This is a genomic window from Sphingobacterium mizutaii, assembly GCF_900187125.1.
GTDB classification, from domain to species: Bacteria; Bacteroidota; Bacteroidia; order Sphingobacteriales; family Sphingobacteriaceae; genus Sphingobacterium; species Sphingobacterium mizutaii.
In genome coordinates, this window is sequence record NZ_LT906468.1 from 4,039,932 (window position 1) to 4,063,470 (window position 23,539).

Sequence of the window (23,539 nt, forward strand, 5' to 3'; positions counted from 1 at the left end):
GGTGTTTTATTGGGCTATGTAGGTTGATACCCTTCCTACTCTACCTTTATCGTCTACCACGGCTAAATTGACTTTATCTCCTTTTTTGATGTTTATACCTTCTTTAGGGAATCTTTGCGATCCCACTTTGGGTTCTGTCCCATCGGTGGTATAAAAGATAGTAAAGCCAGGATATTCTATATTTGCTTGTAGTTTGTTTCCTTTTTGGATAACGCCTACAGACGGCAATCTATAATTGAAACCATCGGCAATCAGTTCAAGTTTTGGAAGTTCCTTTTTACCTACTTTATTGACAAATTCGGAGTAGCTTTGAGCAAAGGCATTTTTATCAAACTTTGAATCTTCTTCCCAAGCTCTTTTAGGCGCCCAAGCACGCTCAGACAAGGCATACAACCTTGGGAACAACATATAGTCCATACGTTCTGGGGTCAATACGGTTTCTGCCCAAAGAGCGGCTTTAATGCCTAATAGATTAGATTTTCCTTTTTCGGTCAAACGAACTTTGGATGCCAGGTATTTCGGTTCCAATTTCTTGCCCGGCTCTGTAATTTCCATATTGGAGAAAAAGTTTTCGGGTAATAGCGAGAAGGAATGATAAAGATCGGAAATAGCAGCCCATTTTAATCCGGGTTCACTGAAGTCGCGATCCCAAACCATATCCAAGTAGAGGTTTGCAGCACTGATGAAGATGGTCTTGTATCCTGCATTGGCCAATTTATAGACCAGGTCTTCATGACCTCCGCCGATTACATTATTCCATACATCGAGATGCATGTTGAGATGCGCCAAATCTTCATTGACTACCATTCCAGACCCTTTATTAACCATTCCGAATTCTTCCCATCCGGCCATGGTCAAACCCTTGGAGGCACAGATTTCATAGATCTTCTTTACATAATAAGGCCAAACTTCATAAACCGATTTGAAACCTTCTTTTTGCATCAATGCTTGGATCGCCGGAGATTTCTCCCAAGAACCTGCGGGGACCTCGTCTCCGCCCAAGGAAACCACATCTAACTTTAAGCCTACCTCGTCATACATCTTCTTGATATCATCCAACACAACGCCTAAAAAGCGGTAAACGGAAGGCAATGCCGGGTTCATGACATTATCATCCCAGTATTGAGCTGAGCTGTATTCTGATTTGTCCTCGGCTTCATAAAGTAAAAATTCCTCCGCTTCTTGGGTTTTTCCGGCTTTCATCAACCTGTTGTACCTCGCTTCCATCGATTTTATGGCAGCACGGGCATGGCCAGGGGTTTCGATTTCAGGAATAATGCTGATATAGTTTGCCGAAGCATATTTCAAGAGGTCTTGAAATTGAGCTTTGGTCAAGAAATGCCCTTCAGTCACATTCGTTCCTGAACCATAGGCAGGTTGAATGCTCGCTCCATCCTGATAGAAAGGAGATCTTTGGGAACCAATTTCTGTCAATTCTGGTAAGGAAGGGATTTCTAAACGCCAGCCCTCATCGTCAATGAAGTGCAAGTGGAGTTTGTTTACCTTCAATTGCGCCAATACATCGATGTATTTTTCGATAGTTTCGACACCTTTAAAATTACGGGCTATATCCATCATGAAACCGCGATATTCAAACCTTGGCTTATCATTGACTTCTAAGTATGGAAGGCTTACATCTGCCTTTCCTTTCAATTGCTCCGCTGTAAGCAGGGACTTGATGGACTGCAAGGCATAGAATGCACCAGCAGCTTCGCTTGCTTCAATGGTAATGCCTTTGTTGTCGATCTTTAGGTTGTACTCCTCATTAGCCATCCCTTTTTTATAGAGTATCCTGATATTGGCATTGGCTTCATCGCCATTGACAAAATTGAATTGGCTCAATTGCTGAGCTAGCTCTTGGAAAGGCTTTAGGGCAAAGTTGAAATGCTCATGCACATAATAGCTGACATCTGAATTGAACTTATAATTCCCCTTCCCTACTTTGATATGGGCAGGGGTAGGAAGTATTAATTGCTGACCCGAAGAGATCCGAGATGCATTCTTTTCAAAGAGTTCGTTTAGAAATTTGTTCTGTTCTTCGGAACTGAGATGCAATGGAATCACCTGGGGATGTCCGATATTGATGATTTCTTTTGGATTATTTCGGTTTTGAAGGTAGAATCCATTTGGAGTCAGGGAGGTATGGGTGATCGGATAGGGCGATTTATAATCGATCACCAAGGAATCATTCCCCTTGATGAGGGATTGATCTGTGAAATCGATGGAATATAAGTTTCCGTTGCGGTTGTGTATTGAATAACCATCCACACTTTTCTCTTCAATGGGATACATGGAATTGAACCAAAGGTTGTATCCTTTAAGGTTCAAATTCTGCATGTCGTTGTTTTTTACAATGATCTTCAGGGCTAAATTATCATTGGGGTTATAATTTTCATTGAAATCCCATTTTACTTCCAGATTATTCTTTTGGGCATGTGCTTGACCTGCCAACAGAAGAACTCCGCAGAGACTTAGGGCTTTAATTAGTTTCATATGATGTAGTTTACAGCTTAAAAATAGCACCTTAAAAGGGAATCAGCAATTTTTATGAAAAATATTTTGTGTTAATAAAAGTAAATTCTATATTTGCACACCGGAAAACAAAACGGCCCGTTCGTCTAGGGGTTAGGACGCAAGATTTTCATTCTTGAAACAGGGGTTCGATTCCCCTACGGGCTACCAGATCGAAGATCAAAACATACAAAAGCTTGCAAATTTAACGTTTGCAGGCTTTTTTGTTTTTACGGCAGGTCAAAATATTCAGAAATTCGCAAACTTTTAGTGAGTCATTCGGTGAGTCATTAAATTCGATTAAAGTACTCACTGAAACGAATTCAAGTAACTGATTTACAACATTTTCTACAGTCGAACATCTTGATGTGTTTTTGCTGCAAGGCTAATTTTGTTACAAATTTTAAACGTTAAATCATGAGTACAAATTATTCCTTGCTCTTCTACTTGAAGAAACCAAAGAATTATGTCAGTGGAACTAAGCCCATTTACATGAATTACGATCAATGGATCGGTCTGTGAAATATCCACAGGGAAGAATTGTGACCCCAGTCGATGGAACTCCAAAGCAAATCGATCAAAAGGAAATACCGAGGAGGTCAAGACTTTAAACAGCTATCTGGAAACTTTGAATCTTAAGGTTGCAGCCATCCACCTTGAAACCCTGAAAATGGGAGACGCCCCAACTATTGAACTGTTGAAATCTAAAATTACTGGGAGGGCAGATAATCAAAAGACATTATTGTTGGTTCTGAAAGATCATAACCATAAAATGGAATCATTGCTGGGCAATGGCTTCCGGGAAAATACCTTAAAAGGTTATAAAACGACCTATTCGCATTTAGAAAATTATATTGCAAAGGAATTTTCAGCTGCAGATATTGAACTCCATAGAATTGACCATTCCTTCATAGTAGGTTATGAATACTATCTTAGATCTGAAAAACTATGCTCTGATATTTCCGCTGCCAAATATATTAAGCATCTCAGAAAGATCGTTAATCTTTCTTTAGCTCATGGGTGGATTGCCACCAATCCTTTTAGGTTTTATAAGTCAAATGCTAAACCTAAGGAGAAATCCTATCTAACCAGGGGGGAACTGTTAAGAATTGAGGATAAAAAGCTCGAAATTTCAAGACTACAACATGTCAGGGATATTTTTGTGTTCTGCTGTTACACCGGGCTTTCTTATGCAGATGTGACAAAATTGTGCAAGGATAATATTGAGGTGGGTATCGATAATAGATTTTGGATAAAGATCAGAAGGCAAAAGACCAATACGATTTCTTCCATTCCGATACTTCCAAAGGCACTTGAAATCTTAGAATCATATCGAGATTATCCTCCTTGTGAATCAAATGGTCCAATGTTGCCTGTACTGAGCAACCAGAAGATGAATAGCTATCTGAAAGAGATTGCAGATCTATGTGGAATAACGAAAGAACTGACCTTTCATATTGCTAGGCATACATTTGCCACTACTGTCACCCTGTCAAACGGAGTTCCGATTGAAACCGTTTCAAAAATGCTGGGATACCTCGATATCCGGACTACCCAACACTATGCAAAACTCTTGGATAATAGGGTAAGTAAGGACATGGAAAATTTAGAGGTTAAATTATATGGATCGAAATAAAATGATAAAATCATTAACGAATAGCACATGCTACAATTGACCTATGCGGAAGCAAGGTTCAAATCGGAGAATGCTGTTTATTAATTTAGGTTAAGTATTTTTTTTGATATAAATCAATCATTATATTTCAAATTGCATCAGTCAGTGCATCGGATCGAGGTCACGTTTAATTGGAAAGGTTCACCTAAACCACATGAATTCCTTGCCCTGACCTGAATTGTGCCTGAAACTGGGGAACTGGAGGTGGTAATATTGGTAATAAATGAAGTGGTAGTGAATGCATTTGTGTTGTTGGGACCTCTCCATCCGGCTGGCAAAACCCAATCATAGGAAGTAATACCAGTCGTGTTCGTAAAATTTGCTTCTAGCATGTACCTTTTTCTTGTACATAATTGACTAGGGATTGCATCTACCACATCGATACCCGTTGCAACTTCAGGGAATGACGAATTTACGTTCAACACAAAGTTCTTTACACAGTTTCCTTGGGTTACCCTTAAGGTTATGGGTCTTTTTGTTGAAGTTCCTCCTTGGTACTCCTTTAAAGCAGCACTTCTGGCACCTTGGCCACTCACGATCTGAATACCGGTAGGAACGATCCATTGATAGGATGCTCCGGCAATCGCAGGGATCGAATAGGTCTGGGCAGTGGTACATGAAATTGTAGCAGGTCCAGTGATAATACTCGGTACGGCCAATAATGCAGCGTTAAAATTGATCCTTCTGTAGCCCAGCTCATTACTCTTTCCATTCACATAGCTGTAGCCCCCGGTCTTGTCGGAAGTCGAAGTAATTATTGACTAGTCCTAAAATAAGTTTACACATTTCTGTTAAAATTTATCCAAAGATTTCTATCAGTGAAAAATTTACATATAACCATTCAGAAGCGTCCTAAATAAGAAAAAAATGGCGGTGGTTTAATATAGCAGGGATTGCTATATTTAATTCGCTAAAATCATACAACCGCCATGGTAAATATAAACGTATTTTCTCAGATATTAGGTCTAGTAGACCGTGACATTTTTAATAAATTAGTTCAAAAGTACCAATGCGACAAACATCATAAAGGAATCAACAGTTGGACACACTTTGTTAGTATGCTTTTCTGCCATCTTTCATCTGCGGATTCCGTTCGTGATATTTCTAATGGTCTGCGTAGTACTACAGGTAACATGAGCCACATGGGCATCTCTCGGACACCCAGCAAGTCCAATTTATCCTACATCAACAAACATCGCGATCATCGCCTATTCCGAGACCTTTATTACAAACTTTTGGAACATTTGTGGAATAGAAATTCTCCTAGACGAGCTGAGCTTAATAGACTTAAGCGGAAAGTATTTCTCATGGATGCAACTATTATTCCTTTATGCTTAAGTGTATTCGACTGGGCTAAATTCCGCAGTGCTAAGGGAGCTGTTAAACTCCATACTATACTTGATTATGATGGCTGTGTGCCGAGCTTTGTACATATCACCGATGGCAAACAACATGAATCTAAGATAGCCAAGACCATCTCATTTCCTAAGGGATGTGTGGTTGTTGTGGATAGAGGCTACGTTGATTATGCTTGGATGAATGTTTTGGACAGCAACCCGTGCTTTTTTGTCACACGCAGTAAAAGCAACATGAAATATACAGTGGTTCGATCATTTCAAAGTGAAGCCCTCAAGGAAAATAACATCATTATGGATCAGCTCATTGAGCTTGATGGGGATGCTAAGAAACACTATCAAGGAAAGAAGATGCGTCTAGTTCGTTTTTGGGACAGCATCAATAATACTGAATATGAGTTCTTAACAAACAATTTCGACTGGAAGGCATCGACAGTGGCGTCATTATATAAAGAAAGATGGGAGATTGAAACGTTCTTCAAACATCTAAAACAGCGTTTGAAAGTAACCAGTTTTGTAGGAACATCAGAAAACGCTGTCTACATCCAAATTTGGACGGCATTAATAGGAATACTACTCTTTAAATACATCCAGAAGAAAGCTAAATATGAATGGAACTTATCCAATCTGGTGAACTTTATTCGCTTAAATATATTTGTGAAAATTGATCTTTGGAAATGGGCAAATGATCCATTCTTTTCAGGCAAACCACCTGATAAAATTGGACAGTATAAACTCTTCTAAAGAAATATTGAGGATATAATTTGATTTTTCACGAAAAGCTTTCCTGATTCATAGAAGAAGGCAGATTTTTTTACAACCTAAATTTATTTAGGACAGCTGTGAGTGTACTTATTAAGTCGTAAATACCCGAAAGGGGCATTTTCGAGTTTTCTCGAAAATGCCGTACACTAACGATAGTTCCTTTCGGACATAATTTAGAAGAGCATTGGTGCAAACTCGGACAGATAGATCCTCCAGTTGTCCCATGTGTGGCCGCCTCCGCTTTCTCTGTATGTATATTTAAAACCTATTTCGTCCATTTTCTTCATACTGTCCATAACACCTTTGTACAGGAAGTCTGTATTTCCGCATGCGATCCAATATAATTTATAGCCGTTCTTTTTCTGTACTTCTAATTTCTTTACAAATTCATCCGTAGCTTTCTGTACATCTGCTGCGTTCGGATTACCGATTGTCATCATTGATGCCAGAGGAGGAGCCGAAAATATACCGATGAAGTCAAACGTATTGGCATATTGGGCGGAGATCGCTGAAGAGTGCATTCCACCCATTGACAAACCTGCTACCGCACGATTTGCTTTACCTGCTTTAACCCTGTAATTGGCTTCTACAAATTTCAGGATGTCTCCAAAACTATTTTCCATACTTGCTACAGCCTCTCTCGGACCACCACCCATAGCAGGGGTGTATGCTCTGTTTGTTTCTTCAGGTGATGCTGTGTTTTGCGTATGGCCATTTGGCATAACAACAATCATTGGTTTAGCTTTTCCCTGTGCAATGAGATTATCGAGTATCTGCGCCGCGCGTCCAAGTGCTATCCACGCTTCTTCATCACCGCCGGAGCCGTGAAGCAAATATAATACAGGGTAAGATTGATTACCGTTTTCGTAGCCCGGCGGAGTGTAAATTGTTATGCGGCGTTCCTCCTTCAATGTTGGACTACTGTACCATCTTCGCGCTACCGTCCCATGAGGAATAGTATTTGTACTATATAAATTGCCTTTTTCACCTTTGATGATGAAATAGTTGGTTATTGAAGCCACATCGCGTTTCATCATGATGTTACTGGGGTCATTCATACGTATGCTGTCAACGATGAAATTATAGCTATAAAGTTCGGAGTTCAGCGGATCGGACGTGGTATATTCCCATATACCCTCGTTATTTTTTTTCAGTTCCGCTACTCCGGGAACATCAAATTTGCCATATGGTGTGTCCTTCTTTTGGGTAGGCAGAAAGTCACCTGTGATTTCCACTTTAGTTGCTTTTGGAGCTCTAATGCGGAAAGTTACGGTGTTGTTCCCATGAATTTCGGGAGATACTACTTGCGGGCCTCCCCACAGAGCCTGCTGTGCGAAAGATGTAATAAATAGTGCAAGCAAGGCGAATAGAATTGATAATCTTTTCATTGTTGTTCTTATTTGTTGATTAAAAAAATATTAAGTGATATTATTTGCCAAAACAACGTGTTACGAATGGTAAACAGCTGTACAGAGCAGAATGCCAGTATTCGGAAGTGTGGCCACCATCACGGACCCGAAATTCAAACGGGATGTTTGCCCGACGCATAGCTTGTGTGAATTCGATGTTACGGTCGAGCAGGAAGTCATCGTCACCGCAATCGACAAACCATGCAATTTCCCGAAGTTGTTTCTTGTGAAGGTCATCAGCTTTTTCTACATATTTTACGCAACTGTTTTCTATGACCGATTGAGTTAATAGGGCCACCTTGTCATCAGTTTGCTGTGGTGCTACGGCTCCTTGCTCAGGAATAGACACTAAGGCACTCATAGCATATACGGCACAAAACATATCGCTGTGTCTTTGAGCATAGGAAACTGCTCCACCACCGCCCATTGACAATCCGGAAATTGCCCGATGCTGTTTGTCATTTTTTATTCGATAAGTCTGCTCTATATAAGGAAGAAATTCTTTGTAGAAAAAATCTTCATATGCCCATCCGGGCATATTGAAGTATCCGTTCCAGACACCAGCATAGATGTTACCTCCGGCATTGGGTGAAACAATAATCATCTCACAAGCTTCACCTGAGGAGACCAGCTGATCCATTACATCCTTGCAACGCTGGTCTTCGAACCAGCTGGTATTAACTCCCGTCATCCCATGCAACAGGTAAAGGATAGGATATTTCTTTGCTTTATCGATCTCATAACTCTTTGGCAGATAAATCGTATATGCTCGGTTGGCTTTTAGTACCTCACTATAGATACTATCCGTGATTACCTTGCTTTGGGGTGGGCGGGAAGATTGTGCATTTGCCGCTAGCAAGGAAAAGACGGCAAATAAAGTAATTAAAAGGTTCTCTATACGCATTTTATTCATGTTTTATTTTCATTCAGACGCGTCCTAAATAAGGAAAAAATGGCGGTGGTTTAATATAGCAGGGATTGCTATATTTAATTCGCTAAAATAATACTACCGCCATGGTAAATATAAACGTATTTTCTCAGATTTTAGGTCTAGTAGACCGTGACATTTTTAATAAATTGGTTCAGAAATACCAATGCGACAAGCATCATAAAGGAATCAACAGTTGGTCACACTTTGTTAGTATGCTTTTCTGCCATCTTTCATCTGCGGATTCCGTTCGTGATATTTCTAATGGTCTGCGTAGTACTACAGGTAACATGATCCACATGGGCATCTCTAGGACACCCAGCAAGTCCAATTTATCCTACATCAACAAACATCGCGATCACCGCCTATTCCGAGACCTTTATTACAAACTTTTGGAACATTTGTGGAATAGAAATTCTCCTAGACGAGCTGAGCTTAATAGACTTAAGCGGAAAGTATTTCTCATGGATGCAACTATTATTCCTTTATGCTTAAGTGTATTCGACTGGGCTAAATTCCGCAGTGCTAAGGGAGCTGTTAAACTCCATACTATACTTGATTATGATGGCTGTATGCCGAGCTTTGTACATATCACCGATGGCAAACAACATGAATCCAAGATAGCCAAGACCATCTCATTTCCTAAGGGATGTGTGGTTGTTGTGGATAGAGGCTACGTTGATTATGCTTGGATGAATGTTTTGGACAGCAACCCGTGCTTTTTTGTCACACGCAGTAAAAGCAACATGAAATATACAGTGGTTCGATCATTTCAAAGTGAAGCCCTCAAGGAAAATAACATCATTATGGATCAGCTCATTGAGCTTGATGGGGATGCTAAGAAACACTATCAAGGAAAGAAGATGCGTCTAGTTCGTTTTTGGGACAGCATAAATAATGCTGAATATGAGTTCTTAACAAACAATTTTACTTGGAAAGCATCAACAGTAGCGGCCTTATATAAGGAAAGATGGGAGATTGAAACTTTCTTCAAACATCTAAAACAGCGTCTGAAAGTCACCAGTTTTGTAGGAACATCAGAAAACGCCGTCTACATACAAATTTGGACTGCATTAATAGGAATACTACTTTTTAAATACATCCAGAAGAAAGCTAAATATCAATGGAACTTATCCAATCTGGTGAACTTTATTCGTTTAAATATATTTGTTAAAATTGATCTTTGGAAATGGGCTAATGATCCATTCTTTTCAGGTAAACCTCCTGATAAAATAGGACAATATAAACTTTTCTAAAAACCATAGGTAGGATATAATTTGATTTTTTAACAAAAGCTTTCCTAATTAATAGAAGAAGGTAAATTTTATACGCTCAAAAATTTATTTAGGACAGATGTGATAACCATTAGAATGATTATATAATGTTTTGCTTCTGCCGCAACAAGGATGATAGGGTGTATTGTAGCTCAACAACTTCTCCGATAACAATAATAGCAGGTTGAGACATCCCTGCTTGCTGACTCGCCTTCACCAGGTCTTTAACCTTACATAGCACTTTCTTTTCATCTGCCCTGGAAGCCCGCTGAATGATCGCTGCCGGGCGATCTCCCTCACCATTCATCAGATAGATCCGTGCGATTTCTGCCAATTTACGCATACCCATATATATAACAACTGTAGAATTACAGCGAACCGCTAACGAAAGATCAGTCGCGATATCACCATTTCTTTTCATACCTGTCAAGACCCATACGCCTTCACTAACACCACGATGTGTCAGCGGTATATCACTCAATCCTACACCTTGCATGCTGCTGATCCCTGGAATATATTCTACCTCGATCTCCAACTCCTTTGCAACAAACCATTCTTCGAATCCTCTACCAAATATGTACGGATCGCCTCCTTTCAACCTTACCACATTGGAAAAACGTCCACAATAATAAGCTATTAATGTATTTATATCTTCCTGTGGCATGTATTTTCCGTACGGATGCTTTCCCACGTATATTTTTAGACATTTTTCCGAAGCAATATGGAGTATTTCTTCATTAATTAGGTTATCATACAGTATTACCTCGGCGTTTTTTATGCTTTTATACGCTTTTATCGTCAATAATTCCGGATCACCCGGACCAGAGCCGACTATTTTTAGAGATTTTAACCGATTTACCATATAAAAATCATTAAAATTTACCACAAATCAATCAAAAATATAAAATAATATGATATATATCATGAAAATATTTCATTTACTGATATCAAAAACATAAATTAGCAAAATAAATAACGAAAAATCATTTTTTACCTCTAAATATTTGAAAAATGAACGTAAAAACAGTCGTAGTAATCGGAAACGGAATGGTTAGTCATAAGTTTTGCGAAAAATTAACAACAAAAGGCAGCAATTTTAAGCTAATAGTGTTCGGCGAGGAACCAATTAGGGCTTATGATCGTGTACATCTCACTGATTATTTCGGAAATAAGACATTAAATGATTTATTTTTGTCAAAAAACGAGTGGTACGAAGAAAATAATATTGATTTATATCTCCATGACCCTATTGTAGACATTGATATTGAAAAAAAACGCATCCATTCCAAAAAGAATATCCAGATAGATTACGATTACCTCATCCTAGCTACCGGATCGGCTGCTTTCGTCCCCCCAATTCCCGGTGTCGACAAAGAAGGGGTATTTTTATATCGCACGATCGAAGACCTTGACCAAATTAAAGCATATGCCTCGGCCGCAAATAAAGGTACGGTCATTGGCGGTGGATTGTTAGGTCTGGAAGCAGCAAAAGCACTCGTAGATCTCGGGATAAAAGAAACAGCTGTTGTGGAATTTGCTCCACGACTAATGCCCAGACAAATTGACGACATGGCTAGCAGTCTATTACAAAACAAGCTACAGGCACTAGGATTGACCTGCTTTCTGCAAAAATCCACAACCCAAATACTAGGCAAAAATAAAATAACAGGGCTTGCATTCGCTGATGGCACGCAATTGGACAGCGATATCTTGATCATATCGGCAGGCATCAAACCTCGTGATGAGTTAGCAAAAGCTGCGGGACTGGCTATTGGACCTCGCGGAGGAATCGTCGTCGATGAGAGCATGCGCACGTCCGACCCTCACACCTTCGCTATCGGTGAATGCGCCCTTTATAACGATATGATATATGGCTTGGTAGCTCCTGGATACGAAATGGCAGAGGTCGCCGCAACTACCATTTCTGGCGAACAAAAGTTTTTTTCTGGTTTCGACATGAGCACAAAGCTAAAATTAATGGGCGTCGATGTGGCTAGTTTTGGAGATCCATTTATCACGGAGCCTCATGCTCGGACCATTCTTCTGGAAGACAAGAATAAAGGTATTTACAAACGGCTCAATATCAGTCCGGATGGTAAAAGGCTATTAGGTGGTATTTTGGTGGGTGAAGCAGCGAGTTACAATATGTTATTACAGACTGTAAACAACAATATGCCGCTACCGGAACACCCCGAAACGCTCCTTTTAGGAGAACAAAATGAAAGTAAACCCGCCGGCACAGGACTGGAAGCCTTGCCCGACACGGCGTTGATTTGTAGCTGCGAAGGCATTACAAAGGCTCAAATATGTAATGCGGTAAGTCAGCAAGGATGTGAGAATGCCGATGATATCAAGAAATGCACGAAAGCCGGTTCTGGTTGTGGTGGCTGTGTCCCTATGGTCAAAGACCTGGTAGCATATACCATGAAGAAACAGGGTAAATATATTCGCAATACCTTATGTGAACATTTCAATTTTAGTCGACAAGAGCTATTTGATCTCATCAAGATTCATGATCTAAGAACCTACGACAGTGTACTGGACAATCTTGGAACAGGGCACGGTTGTGAAGTCTGTAAACCCCTAGTTTCTTCGCTATTAGCCAGCCTTTGGAACGAAATGATACTGGGAAAGGGAAATGATGTGGCCCAAGATAGCAATGACCGCTTTTTGGCCAATATACAACGAGGTGGAACCTATTCTGTTGTACCACGCGTACCGGGAGGAGAAATCCAACCCGAAAAACTGATCGTTATCGGCGAAGTCGCTAAGAAATATGGGCTTTATACCAAAATCACGGGCGGACAACGCATCGACATGTTTGGCGCGCACCTCAATGACCTTCCTTTTATATGGGAAGAGTTAATTGCAGCTGGTTTTGAAAGTGGACATGCCTACGGAAAAGCTTTACGCACGGTAAAAAGCTGTGTAGGAAGTACGTGGTGTCGTTTTGGTCTTCACGATAGTGTATCCTTTGCTATTCAGATCGAAGAACGGTATCGTGGGATCCGATCTCCCCACAAATTGAAATCCGCCGTCAGCGGTTGTATCCGGGAATGTGCCGAAGCGCAGAGTAAGGATTTTGGAATCATTGCCACGGAAAAGGGCTGGAATTTGTATGTATGCGGAAACGGCGGCAGCAAACCTCAACATGCGCATCTCTTGGTGAGTGACATCGATAGTGAAACTTGTATACGCTATCTAGACCGGTTCCTTATGTTTTATATACACACTGCCGATCCATTAACACGTACGGCCACTTGGCTGAATAAAATGGAAGGCGGCGTCGATTACCTCCGGAATGTTGTGGTGGAAGACAGTCTTGGAATGGCGGAAACTTGGGAAAAAGAGATGCAGGCATTAGTAGACGCCTATCAATGTGAATGGAAGGTTGCGGTTAACAACCCTGATATACGCAAGCGGTTTGTTCATTTTGTGAATGCTCCTTCCGAGAAAGATGAAACAGTGAAATTCGAAGAAATGCGCGGGCAAAAGAAAGCGGCCGACTGGAATGCCCCAATAACATATTAATCAAATAAATACGAAACTTTAACACAATATCATTATGGAAATGTTAACAACCACTTCATGGAAATTAGCTTGTCGCGTAGAAGACACCATTGAGAATGGAGGTATCTGTTTAAAACTAGAGGATCAGCAGGTTGCTCTGTTCTATTTCAAGCGCCGTAATGAATGGTACGCCACACAGAACGAATGCCCTCATAAAAAACAAATGATCCTTAGTCGCGGTATGATTGGATCATTAGGAGATAAACCCAAGATTGCCTGCCCTTTTCACAAGAAAACATTCGCACTGGACACCGGCGAATGTCTCTCTGGCGATGAATGCGCCATCAAGACCTATCCGGTAAAAGTGGAAGACGGGTTCGTATATATTGCATTACAGAACTAATATAAGATGGCGATCAACAAATAATCCTTTGCAAACATGAAGACAAACCGCACCTTTTGTACGATGGCATCTATCATGCTGACAGCAGCTGTACATGCGCAGCATAAAAAAATTAGCGCACAAGCTTTTGACGGTATTATTGTAGCGGGTTATGCGGACAACGGCGCATACATTAATTGTACCGGACCTGCCGTGAAATATACTACACAGAAATGGAATCTCACGTTAGGATTCTTACCGTCTATCAAAATTAAAGAAGATGCCTCCGTCGTAAAGAATGCTACGTTTACCCCCACTTTAGGCTTTGGTGCTACATTAACGATTTTTAAGCATCTGGCGCTACAGCTACCAGCATTCTATATACCCAAGACAAATGCCGACAATGGCAAATGGACTTTAGGAGCTGGCTTGGGCTGTAAACTATAACAAGAAAAGAGAAATGGATAACAGATTTTTCAGTGATCATCTTCAGCTGTCATTTATCGGCAAAAAAGGTATGGACAAATTAAAATCTACCCGCGTTCTGGTGGTTGGTGCCGGAGGATTGGGATGCCCTGCGGTTTCAGCATTAGCTTCTAGTGGCATTGGATATATCGGAATACTAGACGGCGATAAAGTTGAGCTCAAAAATCTGGCTCGCCAATATCTCTATACTCCAGCACAAGTCGGAACATTGAAAACTGCGGCTGCTATCACCCAATTAAAGATACGTTATCAAGATACCCTCTTCATCGCATATCCGTTTTTTGCAAACGAAACCAATATCCATTCGATATTTTCTGAATATGACATCGTCATCGATGCAACGGACAACTTTCCTTCCCGCTTATTAATCGGCCATACGGGTATTCAGCTCGGTACACCAGTCATCTACGGATCTATTTTTCGTTCTGAAGTGCAGATCACCGTTTTTAACTATGAAGCGCAACGCCTGGCCATAGACGATTTATTCACCCTGCAGCCAGCTGCGGAAGGCATGCGTTGTGAAGTATCCGGCACGTACGTCATCGGCAGTATGATAGCGGGTATGTTGATGGCAAACGAGGCCATCAAAGTAGTATTGGATTTGCCAGACAAACTGACGGGTAAATTGCTTTTATTCGATGTGCTTTCTCTTCAGAAACGCGTCATTAATTTTTCCAGTTTGCAATCCGATCCAACAGAGACCACCTCAGAAATGAAAGCATGAGAGATATAACCCATAAAATAAGCACATTACGCACAGCTCTAGCTCATGCAGTGATCTATATTACCGAGTTAACAGCTGTCAAAATCCAACGGGATGAACTTCCCAAAGGAAACCTGTTTGATGTTGCTCGCGCAGCAGCATTCTTGGGGGCAAAGGCCACCCCACAACTATTGCCTCACTGTCACCCGGTTAATATTGACGCGATGCAGGTCGATTTCGAATATATCTATTCCAGCTCCCATCCAGATTTTTTTACCGAACTGCAGCTGAGTGCCGGGATATTGATCACGGTATCTGCCAAGTCGATAGGTCGTACCGGTATAGAGATGGAGACGCTTACTGCTGCATCCATAGCAGCACTCGAGCTTTACGACATGTTGAAGCCTGTCGACAATCAATTGGAGATTGGCCATATTCGCCTAGCAAATAAAACAGGCGGTAAATCTGACCATAATCGCTTTTTAGCACCCCTTGCCACCTGCGCTATTTTGGTCTGTTCAGATGCCACCGCCAACGGACAGCGGCAGGATAACAGTGGTCGGAAAATCGAAGAAATATTGCTGACCACCGGCACACAAGTATTGGATTACCAAATCGTTGCGGATGAGAAACCACGTATCCAACAAGCCATCAAAACTTGGGTTGACCGAGACATACAGTTTGTTTTTACGACCGGTGGAACCGGATTGGGCCCACGAGATGTAACGGTGGAAGCTGTTTCCGAATTGGTAGACAAAAGGGCAGACGGAATTGTCGAAGCTATGCGCGGACACGGACAGCAACGCACACCATTGGCTATGATGAGTCGGTCTGTTGCAGGTACAATCGGCAATTCACTTATCGTTACGTTACCCGGAAGCACCAACGGTGTGAAGGAATGTTTAGAAGCTATTTTGCCTGCCTTGTTTCATGCCCGAAAAATGATAATGGGAGGAGGACATTAATATGTTAACCTATCTGGAAGCCCGGGATAAGATTCGAAGCATGGTAAAGCAGCTTCCCACAGAGCGCATTCCTCTCGCCCAAGCATTAAATCGCATACTGGCCTATCCCATTTTCGCGGATAGAGATTATCCTCCATTCAATCGTGCAGCAATGGACGGAGTAGCCATACGCATGGAAGATTGGAATAACGGCATCCGGGAATTCCGTATTCGGACAACAATTTTTGCGGGGATGGAAACTCCTACAACTATTGCAACCGGCGAATGCTATAAGATTATGACCGGTGCAGCCTGCCCTATTCCCGCGGACACCATTATCAGGAAAGAGGATCTAACCTTTACACCAAATGGTACGGCTCTTATTCGCCGTGAATCTATCTCGCGTGGGCAACACCTTGCACAACGAGGCGAAGATCTAAAGAAAAACGAACTGGCCGTTACCGCGCCCCGCGTTTGTGATATCTCGCTAATCGGAACATTAGCAGCTTTGGGCATCCACCAAGCACCCGTTTATAAAATGCCCACAGTAGGGATTGTCACCACCGGCAATGAAGTGGTCGATATCCAGCAGCAACCGGAGCACTTTCAAATCCGCAACAGTAATCAACATCTATTGCGCGCCCTCTGCGAACAATGGCAGTTGCCCATTCGGTCTTGTCAGCATGTGTCTGATGAACCCAAAGCGTTATCAGCGGCCCTGAAACAAGCCACACAGCAGCAACTCATCCTGATCAACGGAGGTGTTTCTGCTGGCGATGCCGATCATGTGCCCCAGATTTTACGAGAACTGGGCGTAGAGATACTATTTCATAAAGTCTCCATTAAACCCGGCAAACCCCTTTTGGTCGGATTCTTACCAGAAGGCAAGATCATATTTGCGTTGCCCGGAAACCCCTTATCATGTTTCATGACCTTCAAACTATTTGTAGAGGATTATCTCCACGGATGTCTGGGGTTTACGAACGAACGCTTCCAAACGTCGACATTAACGATTCCCAGATTTAAGAAATCTTCGCTCGATGAGTTTTTTCCTGTTTTTCGGCATGCCGGGGAATATGGATACACCTGGAAGCCTCACCATGGCTCCGGAGTTATAACAGCTACTGTCGGATGCGATGGTATCGGCTGGCATGTCCATAACAAACACGTAATTGCAGAAAACGACAGCATACCGGTACTCTCTTTACACCCTTTTTTTAATATCATTAAACCATACTAACGATGCAACAGAATCAATCCCCCCTTTCAAAGCTCAACATCTTTTCCTTCAAAGGCATTCAGATGCGTACATTCCATATCACCTGGATAACGTTCTTTTTCTGTTTCTTCGGATGGTTTGGTGTCGCGCCTCTGATGCCCACGATTCGCGATCAGCTGAATTTGACCAAGAGTGAGGTCGGTAATATCATTATAGCGTCCGTCTCCGCCACCATTATTGCCCGCTTATTGATCGGGAAGTTGTGCGACACACTGGGTCCACGCCTCACTTATACCATTTTATTAGTTGTGGGTGCTATCCCGATCATGCTTATCGGCCTAAGCAACAGTTATGCCTCTTTTTTGCTGTTCAGATTCTGTATAGGAATTGTTGGAGCTTCTTTTGTCATCACCCAATTTCATACATCCATGATGTTTGCGCCCAATATTGTCGGTACCGCCAATGCCGTAACCGGTGGATGGGGAAATCTCGGCGGTGGCGTTACCAATTTGGTTATGCCATTAATTGCTGCGGGTTTTGCCGCGATGGGTTTTGTTAGCGAAGCGGATTCCTGGAGACTCGCCATGGTTGTTCCTGGCGTCATCCTTCTGATCATGGCTTTTATTTACTACCGATACACGACAGATGCACCTGCAGGGAATTTTAGCGATTTACAGAAAAAGGATGTGTCTGCCTATCAGAAAAAAAGCAAGGGATCACTTGTGGAAGCATTGCAAGACTATCGTGTATGGGTATTGACACTCGCTTACGCCGCCTGCTTCGGCATTGAGATTACCGTAGATAATGTGGCAGCCATATTTTTTATAGACCGTTTTGGCACGAGTATCATTGTAGCGGGTGCTATGGCCGGTATATTTGGAGGCATGAATATTTTTGCCCGTGCGATGGGAGGCATTGTAAGTGACAACGTCGGCAAGCGATTCGGGCTAAAGGGAAAAGGGGCATTGTTAGGGTTGCTTTTGGTTTTAGAAGGTCTGGGCATCGCGTTGTTTGCTGCTTCGGGGACGTTGGCTTTTGCCGTTGCTTCCATGCTGATCTTCGCCTTGTTTCTGAAAATGGCCAATGGCTGTACATACGGAATCGTCCCCTTTATCAACAAAAATAATATTGGTGTCGTCAGCGGTATAGTAGGTGCCGGTGGAAACATTGGCGCCATGCTGGTTGGTTTTCTGTTCAAGTCAGAAAACCTGACCTATGCCGATGCCTTTCAATATATCGGCGCAGGGGTCGTACTCATAGGTTTGTTAGTTACATTGACCAGATTCCAGCCAAAGCCAGCAATCAAGAATAGTATAGAGACAGGAAAGCTCGACTTTCAACAGTAAAAATAGGAATTGATTTGCCTTTTGTCAGACATGAAAGAAACAGAAGTAACAAGTACCTGCTGTTATTGCGGTGTCGGATGCGGTGTGAAAATTCAGCTAGATAAACACGATGCAGTAACGGTAGTAGGCGACGGAGAACATCCGGTTAATCGGGGGAAATTATGCAGCAAGGGCATGAATCTGCAGTACACGGTCAACGATAAGTCCGACCGTCTACTTTATCCGCAAATGCGGTATCACCGAAATATGCCGATGCAACGGGTCAGCTGGGAAGATGCGCTCACCCGTACAGCCGCTGTATTCCGTACGATGATGGATAAATACGGTCCGGATGCGGTCGCCTTTTACGCATCCGGTCAATGCCTCACGGAAGAATATTACGTCATCAATAAACTGATAAAAGGCTTTATAGGCAGCAACAATATAGACACCAATTCACGCCTATGCATGAGTAGTGCCGTTGCTGCCTATAAAATGGCTCTTGGGGAGGACTCCGTGCCTATTTGCTACGATGATATCGAGCTCTCCGATTGCTTTTTAGTAGAAGGAGCTAACCCCGCTTGGTGTCATCCCATTCTCTGGCGTCGGGTAGAAGCACACAAAGCAAATCATCCACACACAAAAATCATTGTGGTCGATCCCCGGAAAACAGACACCGCAGCTATTGCCGATCTACACCTACAGATCCAACCGGGTACAGACATGGTTCTGAATTATGCTATTGGTCGGTTGCTGATTGAAAACGGCGATATTGATTGCGATTTTATCGAAAATCACACCGAGGGATTTGAAGATTACAAGGCACGTGTGTTTGAGCGCACGCTAAAGGAATCCGCAGACATCTGTCGCATATCGGAATATGAAATCTGTCAAGCGGCGAGCTATATTGGCGAATCGAAAACCCTATTGACCATGTGGACAATGGGTCTTAATCAAAGTGTGAAAGGTGTCGATAAAAACCTGTCGCTCATCGACCTCAATTTGATTACCGGCAGAATCGGGAAACCCGGCTCCGGTCCATTCTCGCTGACCGGGCAGCCCAATGCCATGGGCGGTCGGGAGGTTGGTGGTCTTGCCAACTTGCTGCCTGCGCATCGCGATCTGAAAAACGCTTCCCATCGGCAGGAAGTGGCTGATTTTTGGGGCGGAACTGCCCTATCCGACAAACCGGGGCTTACAGCTACCGAAATGTTTGAGGCATTGGCCGACGGCAAGCTAAAAGCCGTCTGGATATTATGTACCAATCCATTGACAAGCCTACCCGATACGCGAACAGTAGAACAGGCCTTGGAAAAGGCTAAATTTGTCGTGGTGCAGGAGATCAGTAACAAGCCCCAAACCTTAGCTTATGCCGATGTCATTTTGCCCGCAGCTGCCTGGGCAGAAAAAGAAGGAACGATGACCAATTCCGAACGTCGGATCAGTCATTTGCACAAAATCATCGACCCACCGGGCGAAGCACTTCCTGACGCTGAAATTATTTGTCGTTTTGCCAAAAAAATGGGCTTTGCAGGTTTTGATTATCCAAACACCGAAGCCATATACAAAGAACATACCCGGCTTACCGCAAAGACCAATCTGCATATCGAAGGTCTGGATTATACACAGATCGACAAACATAAAACCATTCAATGGCCTTACAATAAGCGGCGAAAAATAGGAACAACGCGTTTATTTGCCGATCATGACTTCTATACACCGTCCCGGAAAGCCATTATCCACAGTCCGGATACCGATCTGCGTAGCGAATTACCAGATGCGGCCTTTTCTTTTATTCTGACCACCGGACGCATCCGAGACCAATGGCATACGATGTCCAAAACGGGTAAAGTTAGCAAGCTGAAACAGCATATCAGCGAGTCCACCCTCGAAATCCATCACAATGATGCCAAACAACTCGGCATCACCGAAGGACAATTGGTCGAAATCTCTTCACGTCGCGGTAATGTACGCGTCAAGGCCAGCCTCAGCACCAGCATAAAACCGGGATGTGTCTTTTTACCCATGCACTGGGGAAAGCTCGGTGACACGGACTTACATCGGGCAAATAACCTCACCAACCCGCTGCTCGATCCCATTTCAAAAGAACCGGATTTCAAATTCTGCGCCGTTCAGGTAGTTCCTTACGAGAAGCCCTTTGAGCGCATTGTGATTGTCGGCGCCGGTGCCGGGGCTTTCGGTTTCGTCAAAGCTTTTCGAGAAATCAATACAAGGGATGAGATAACCGTGATCAGCAATGAAAACCTGCCCTTTTATAACCGGGTCATGCTACCACATTATGTAAGCGGCGACCAACAATGGGAGGAACTCGTCAAAATGCGGGATGAGGAAGAAAAGAATGTCTACAACATTAACCATATCAGAGGCGTTATCGTGACCCGTATCGATCGCGAGCATAAATATGTCGAAGATTCACGTGGGATAAAAACACCTTATGACACACTCATTCTGGGTACAGGAAGCCGACCGACAATGCCCAAAGACATTCCGACATTACCGGGTATCTTTAGTATTCGGCGACGTTCGGATGCGGACAACCTCCGTAAATATCTTCGGAAAGATTCTTCTGTCGTCATTATCGGTGGTGGATTGTTGGGCTTAGAAATGGCCGCAAGTCTGCGGGAGATGGACGTACGGGTTACGGTTGTCCAGCGTGTTTCGCGTTTTTTGAACCGGCAATTGGATGTCCTCGGTAGTCAATTGCTCCATGAAGAGATGATTGACCAAGGCTGTGATGTCTTTTATAACGACGAGGTACAACTCTACTACGGCAGAAGCAAAGTCAACAAAGTAGAACTGAAAAGCGGTATTCAGATTAAATGCGATGCTGTCATCGTTGCCATCGGTACGACACCCAATATTGAGCTGGCAAAAGCTGCTGGATTGCACTGTCAGCGGGGTGTGGTGGTAAACAACAGGCTGCAAACAAGCGATCCTTCGATATATGCTATCGGCGAAATTGCAGAATTTGAAGGCATAATGTACGGTTTTACGGCAGCCGCCGAACAGCAAAGCTCCGTCGTGGCACGTTATCATAACGGTGATATCGGCAGTGTCTATCCAGGCTCTGTTTTTATGAATATTATCAAAATTCAAGGCTTTGATTTGTGTAGCATCGGCATCGTGGATTGTCCAAATGATGAATACGAAGAAATTGTGTTTATAGACAAGGCAAAACGCTATTATAAAAAATGTATCATCCATCAAGATCGCTTAGTAGGCGCTGTACTCATTGGTGATAAGAATGAATTTCTAGAATTCAAAGACCTAATCACCAACAAGACAGAACTTAGTGAAAAACGGTTACAATTGTTGCGTAGCGGCAGTGCAAAAGAACCCGTTATCGGTAAGTTGATTTGCAGCTGTAGCCAGGTCGGAGAAGGGAACCTGCAAAAGCTCATCCAATCCGGATGCACGGAGCTAAAAACATTATGCGAAACCAGTGGTGCCGGAACAGGATGCGGCTCATGCCGTCCGCAAGTGATGGCAATTTTGGATAGTTTTTTGGCAGAAAAAGAAGAAATGGAGGTTACGAATGGCTAAGCAGATACAACAGGAATGGAAACGCGTGAAAATCAATCTACCTGGAGGTTATGTATCGGTGGGTGATTTCAAGGCCATACTGGAAGCAGCGCATGCAACAGGGGTTAAAACCGTGAAGATCGGCACACGCCAACAACTGCTTTTTTCAGCCACTCCAACACAAATGGAAGATATCGAATATCAGCTCTTTAGTCAAGAACTGCTGTATGAAGTAAATGAAAATCACTATCCAAATATCGTAAGTTCTTATGTGGCCGATGGTCTTTACAATCAGCCGCATTGGTTGAGAGAGGGAATTTATAAAGATATTTTAGCGTCCTTTGAATTTACGCCCAAACTAAAGATCAACATTGTAGATGCGAATCAGTCTTTTGTATCTTATTATACCGGTAATTTGAATTTTGTATCCTCCGGAGTAGGCAATTATTGGCATGTCTATATCCGTTGGCCCAAAACAAATCAAGTAAGAAGCTGGTCATCACTCATTTATTCCATGGATATTGCCGCCATCAGCAAGGAACTGGAAAGCGCCATAATGGATAACAAAGATATAGCAGAAGACGACATTGCTGCTGTATGTGCGGATCTGGAATTAAAAATTAGAGCGTCGGGTGCGTTTCATTTTCAACAAGTCCAAGAACCGCTAACGGAATCGGATTTCCGTCTTCCCTATTATGAAGGTTTTAACCAATATGACGATAAATATTGGCTAGGCATTTATCGGCCAGACGAGTGTTACACCGTTTCCTTTTTGCTGGACGTTTGCAACGTTTGCCAAACATCCCGGGTAGGTCAGATGTATACGACGCCCTGGCGTTCACTCATTATTAAAGACATCCGACAGCAAGATCGTAAAGAATGGGATATCATTCTCGACAAACACCGTATTAACCTGCGCCACGCCTCCAACGAGCTAAATTGGCAAATCGAAGACTGGTGCGAACCAGCGCTAAAGTTGAAGCGTTCCATCGTCAGGTATTTTGATCGCTGGAATATTCGAACTTACCGACTTTGTTTTGGCATTAAGATTGGATCAAACAGTGGCATCTGGGGTTCGATTATCATCAAACAGATCAACGATGGGAACAGTGAACCTTACTTCGATGTTTTCCACACGCAAGATTTCAAGGCCAACTCTTATAACCTCGTTCTCTATAAACAACGCGTAACAGAGAAATCGTTACCCGCGACGCTAAAAACACTTTGTGATTGCTGTTACGATGCCACATTACAAAACAGCAATCCGGAGCCTGAACATCATCCCTCCGATTTACCGGAGTTTTCGCAATGTGCCCCGCAGCAATCATTATTCCGCTGCCCACATTGCCTCAGTATTTATGATCCCGCTTATGGGGATGTATTAGCGTCAATAGAACCAGGTATCGCCTTCGACGATCTACCTGCAGATTATACCTGTGGTCTATGCGGTTCTCCCAAAAGAGAATTTATAGCATTTGATCAAATCAACACCACATCTTTAAAACATTGA

The 23,539-nt window shown here is 42.7% G+C and carries 17 protein-coding genes and 1 tRNA gene; 13 read left to right on the forward strand and 5 right to left on the reverse strand.

Translation table 11 applies throughout. The features are described from left to right. Positions 1-6: 6 nt before the first annotated feature. Positions 7-2,493, reverse strand: coding sequence for a family 20 glycosylhydrolase (locus CKW03_RS17485; protein WP_093101116.1), 2,487 nt, complete (start codon positions 2,491-2,493; stop codon positions 7-9). A 114-nt stretch (positions 2,494-2,607) separates the two neighbouring features. On the opposite strand from CKW03_RS17485, the gene CKW03_RS17490 reads away from it, so the two are divergent. After that, positions 2,608-2,682 (forward strand) — tRNA-Glu (locus tag CKW03_RS17490). 457 nt (positions 2,683-3,139) lie between these two features. After that, positions 3,140-4,147, forward strand: coding sequence for a site-specific integrase (locus CKW03_RS17495; protein WP_236736575.1), 1,008 nt, complete (start codon positions 3,140-3,142; stop codon positions 4,145-4,147). Between the two features lie 137 nt (positions 4,148-4,284). On the opposite strand, the gene CKW03_RS17500 is transcribed toward CKW03_RS17495, so the two are convergent. Next, positions 4,285-4,902 carry a PKD-like domain-containing protein gene (locus CKW03_RS17500; RefSeq protein WP_093101118.1) on the reverse strand — a complete coding sequence of 206 codons (618 nt, stop codon included), beginning with the start codon at positions 4,900-4,902 and terminating at the stop codon, positions 4,285-4,287. A gap of 213 nt (positions 4,903-5,115) precedes the next feature. On the opposite strand from CKW03_RS17500, the gene CKW03_RS17505 reads away from it, so the two are divergent. Further along, complete coding sequence (locus tag CKW03_RS17505) at positions 5,116-6,285, forward strand: IS4 family transposase (protein ID WP_095067906.1); 1,170 nt, start codon at positions 5,116-5,118, stop codon at positions 6,283-6,285. A gap of 194 nt (positions 6,286-6,479) precedes the next feature. Here the strand turns inward: CKW03_RS17505 and CKW03_RS17510 are convergent, their stop codons facing one another. Both CKW03_RS17510 and CKW03_RS17515 read right to left on the reverse strand, forming a co-directional pair. Beyond that, a complete protein-coding gene (locus CKW03_RS17510) occupies positions 6,480-7,694 on the reverse strand; it encodes an esterase (RefSeq protein ID WP_093101681.1) in 1,215 nt (404 codons plus the stop codon). A 40-nt stretch (positions 7,695-7,734) separates the two neighbouring features. After that, a complete protein-coding gene (locus tag CKW03_RS17515; protein ID WP_214606707.1) occupies positions 7,735-8,619 on the reverse strand; it encodes an alpha/beta hydrolase in 885 nt (294 codons plus the stop codon). A gap of 110 nt (positions 8,620-8,729) precedes the next feature. On the opposite strand from CKW03_RS17515, the gene CKW03_RS17520 reads away from it, so the two are divergent. Continuing rightward, entirely contained in the window at positions 8,730-9,899 is a 1,170-nt protein-coding gene (locus CKW03_RS17520; protein ID WP_095067908.1) for an IS4 family transposase, read from the forward strand. Between the two features lie 118 nt (positions 9,900-10,017). Here CKW03_RS17520 and cobA read toward each other — a convergent pair whose 3' ends face one another. After that, entirely contained in the window at positions 10,018-10,779 is a 762-nt protein-coding gene (cobA, locus tag CKW03_RS17525) for a uroporphyrinogen-III C-methyltransferase (protein WP_093099097.1), read from the reverse strand. A 149-nt stretch (positions 10,780-10,928) separates the two neighbouring features. Here cobA and nirB point away from each other — a divergent pair, with 149 nt between their 5' ends. Genes nirB through CKW03_RS17570 form a run of 9 tightly spaced genes read left to right on the forward strand, consistent with a single transcriptional unit; the run spans position 10,929 to position 23,539 of the window. Continuing rightward, positions 10,929-13,448, forward strand: a complete 2,520-nt coding sequence (gene nirB / locus CKW03_RS17530) for a nitrite reductase large subunit NirB (protein ID WP_093099099.1) — start codon at positions 10,929-10,931, stop codon at positions 13,446-13,448. Between the two features lie 34 nt (positions 13,449-13,482). Beyond that, positions 13,483-13,830: a nitrite reductase small subunit NirD gene (gene nirD, locus CKW03_RS17535; RefSeq protein ID WP_223857586.1), complete on the forward strand. Its 348-nt coding sequence runs from the start codon at positions 13,483-13,485 to the stop codon at positions 13,828-13,830. Positions 13,831-13,866: 36 nt separating this feature from the next. Continuing rightward, positions 13,867-14,256, forward strand: coding sequence for a hypothetical protein (locus CKW03_RS17540; protein WP_236736527.1), 390 nt, complete (start codon positions 13,867-13,869; stop codon positions 14,254-14,256). A gap of 13 nt (positions 14,257-14,269) precedes the next feature. Then, on the forward strand, positions 14,270-15,019 hold the full coding sequence (locus CKW03_RS17545; RefSeq protein WP_093099102.1) for a HesA/MoeB/ThiF family protein: 750 nt from the start codon (positions 14,270-14,272) through the stop codon (positions 15,017-15,019). After that, on the forward strand, positions 15,016-15,963 hold the full coding sequence (gene moaCB / locus CKW03_RS17550) for a bifunctional molybdenum cofactor biosynthesis protein MoaC/MoaB (protein WP_093099103.1): 948 nt from the start codon (positions 15,016-15,018) through the stop codon (positions 15,961-15,963). The genes CKW03_RS17545 and moaCB overlap by 4 nt, the downstream gene beginning before the upstream one ends. 1 nt (position 15,964) lies before the next feature. Then, complete coding sequence (locus tag CKW03_RS17555) at positions 15,965-17,182, forward strand: molybdopterin molybdotransferase MoeA (protein ID WP_093099105.1); 1,218 nt, start codon at positions 15,965-15,967, stop codon at positions 17,180-17,182. A gap of 2 nt (positions 17,183-17,184) precedes the next feature. Further along, entirely contained in the window at positions 17,185-18,507 is a 1,323-nt protein-coding gene (locus tag CKW03_RS17560) for an MFS transporter (RefSeq protein ID WP_093099106.1), read from the forward strand. 30 nt (positions 18,508-18,537) lie between these two features. Beyond that, complete coding sequence (locus CKW03_RS17565) at positions 18,538-22,050, forward strand: nitrate reductase (protein WP_093099108.1); 3,513 nt, start codon at positions 18,538-18,540, stop codon at positions 22,048-22,050. Beyond that, positions 22,043-23,539 (forward strand): rubredoxin, encoded by a 1,497-nt coding sequence (locus tag CKW03_RS17570; RefSeq protein WP_093099109.1) that lies wholly within the window; start codon positions 22,043-22,045, stop codon positions 23,537-23,539. The genes CKW03_RS17565 and CKW03_RS17570 overlap by 8 nt, the downstream gene beginning before the upstream one ends.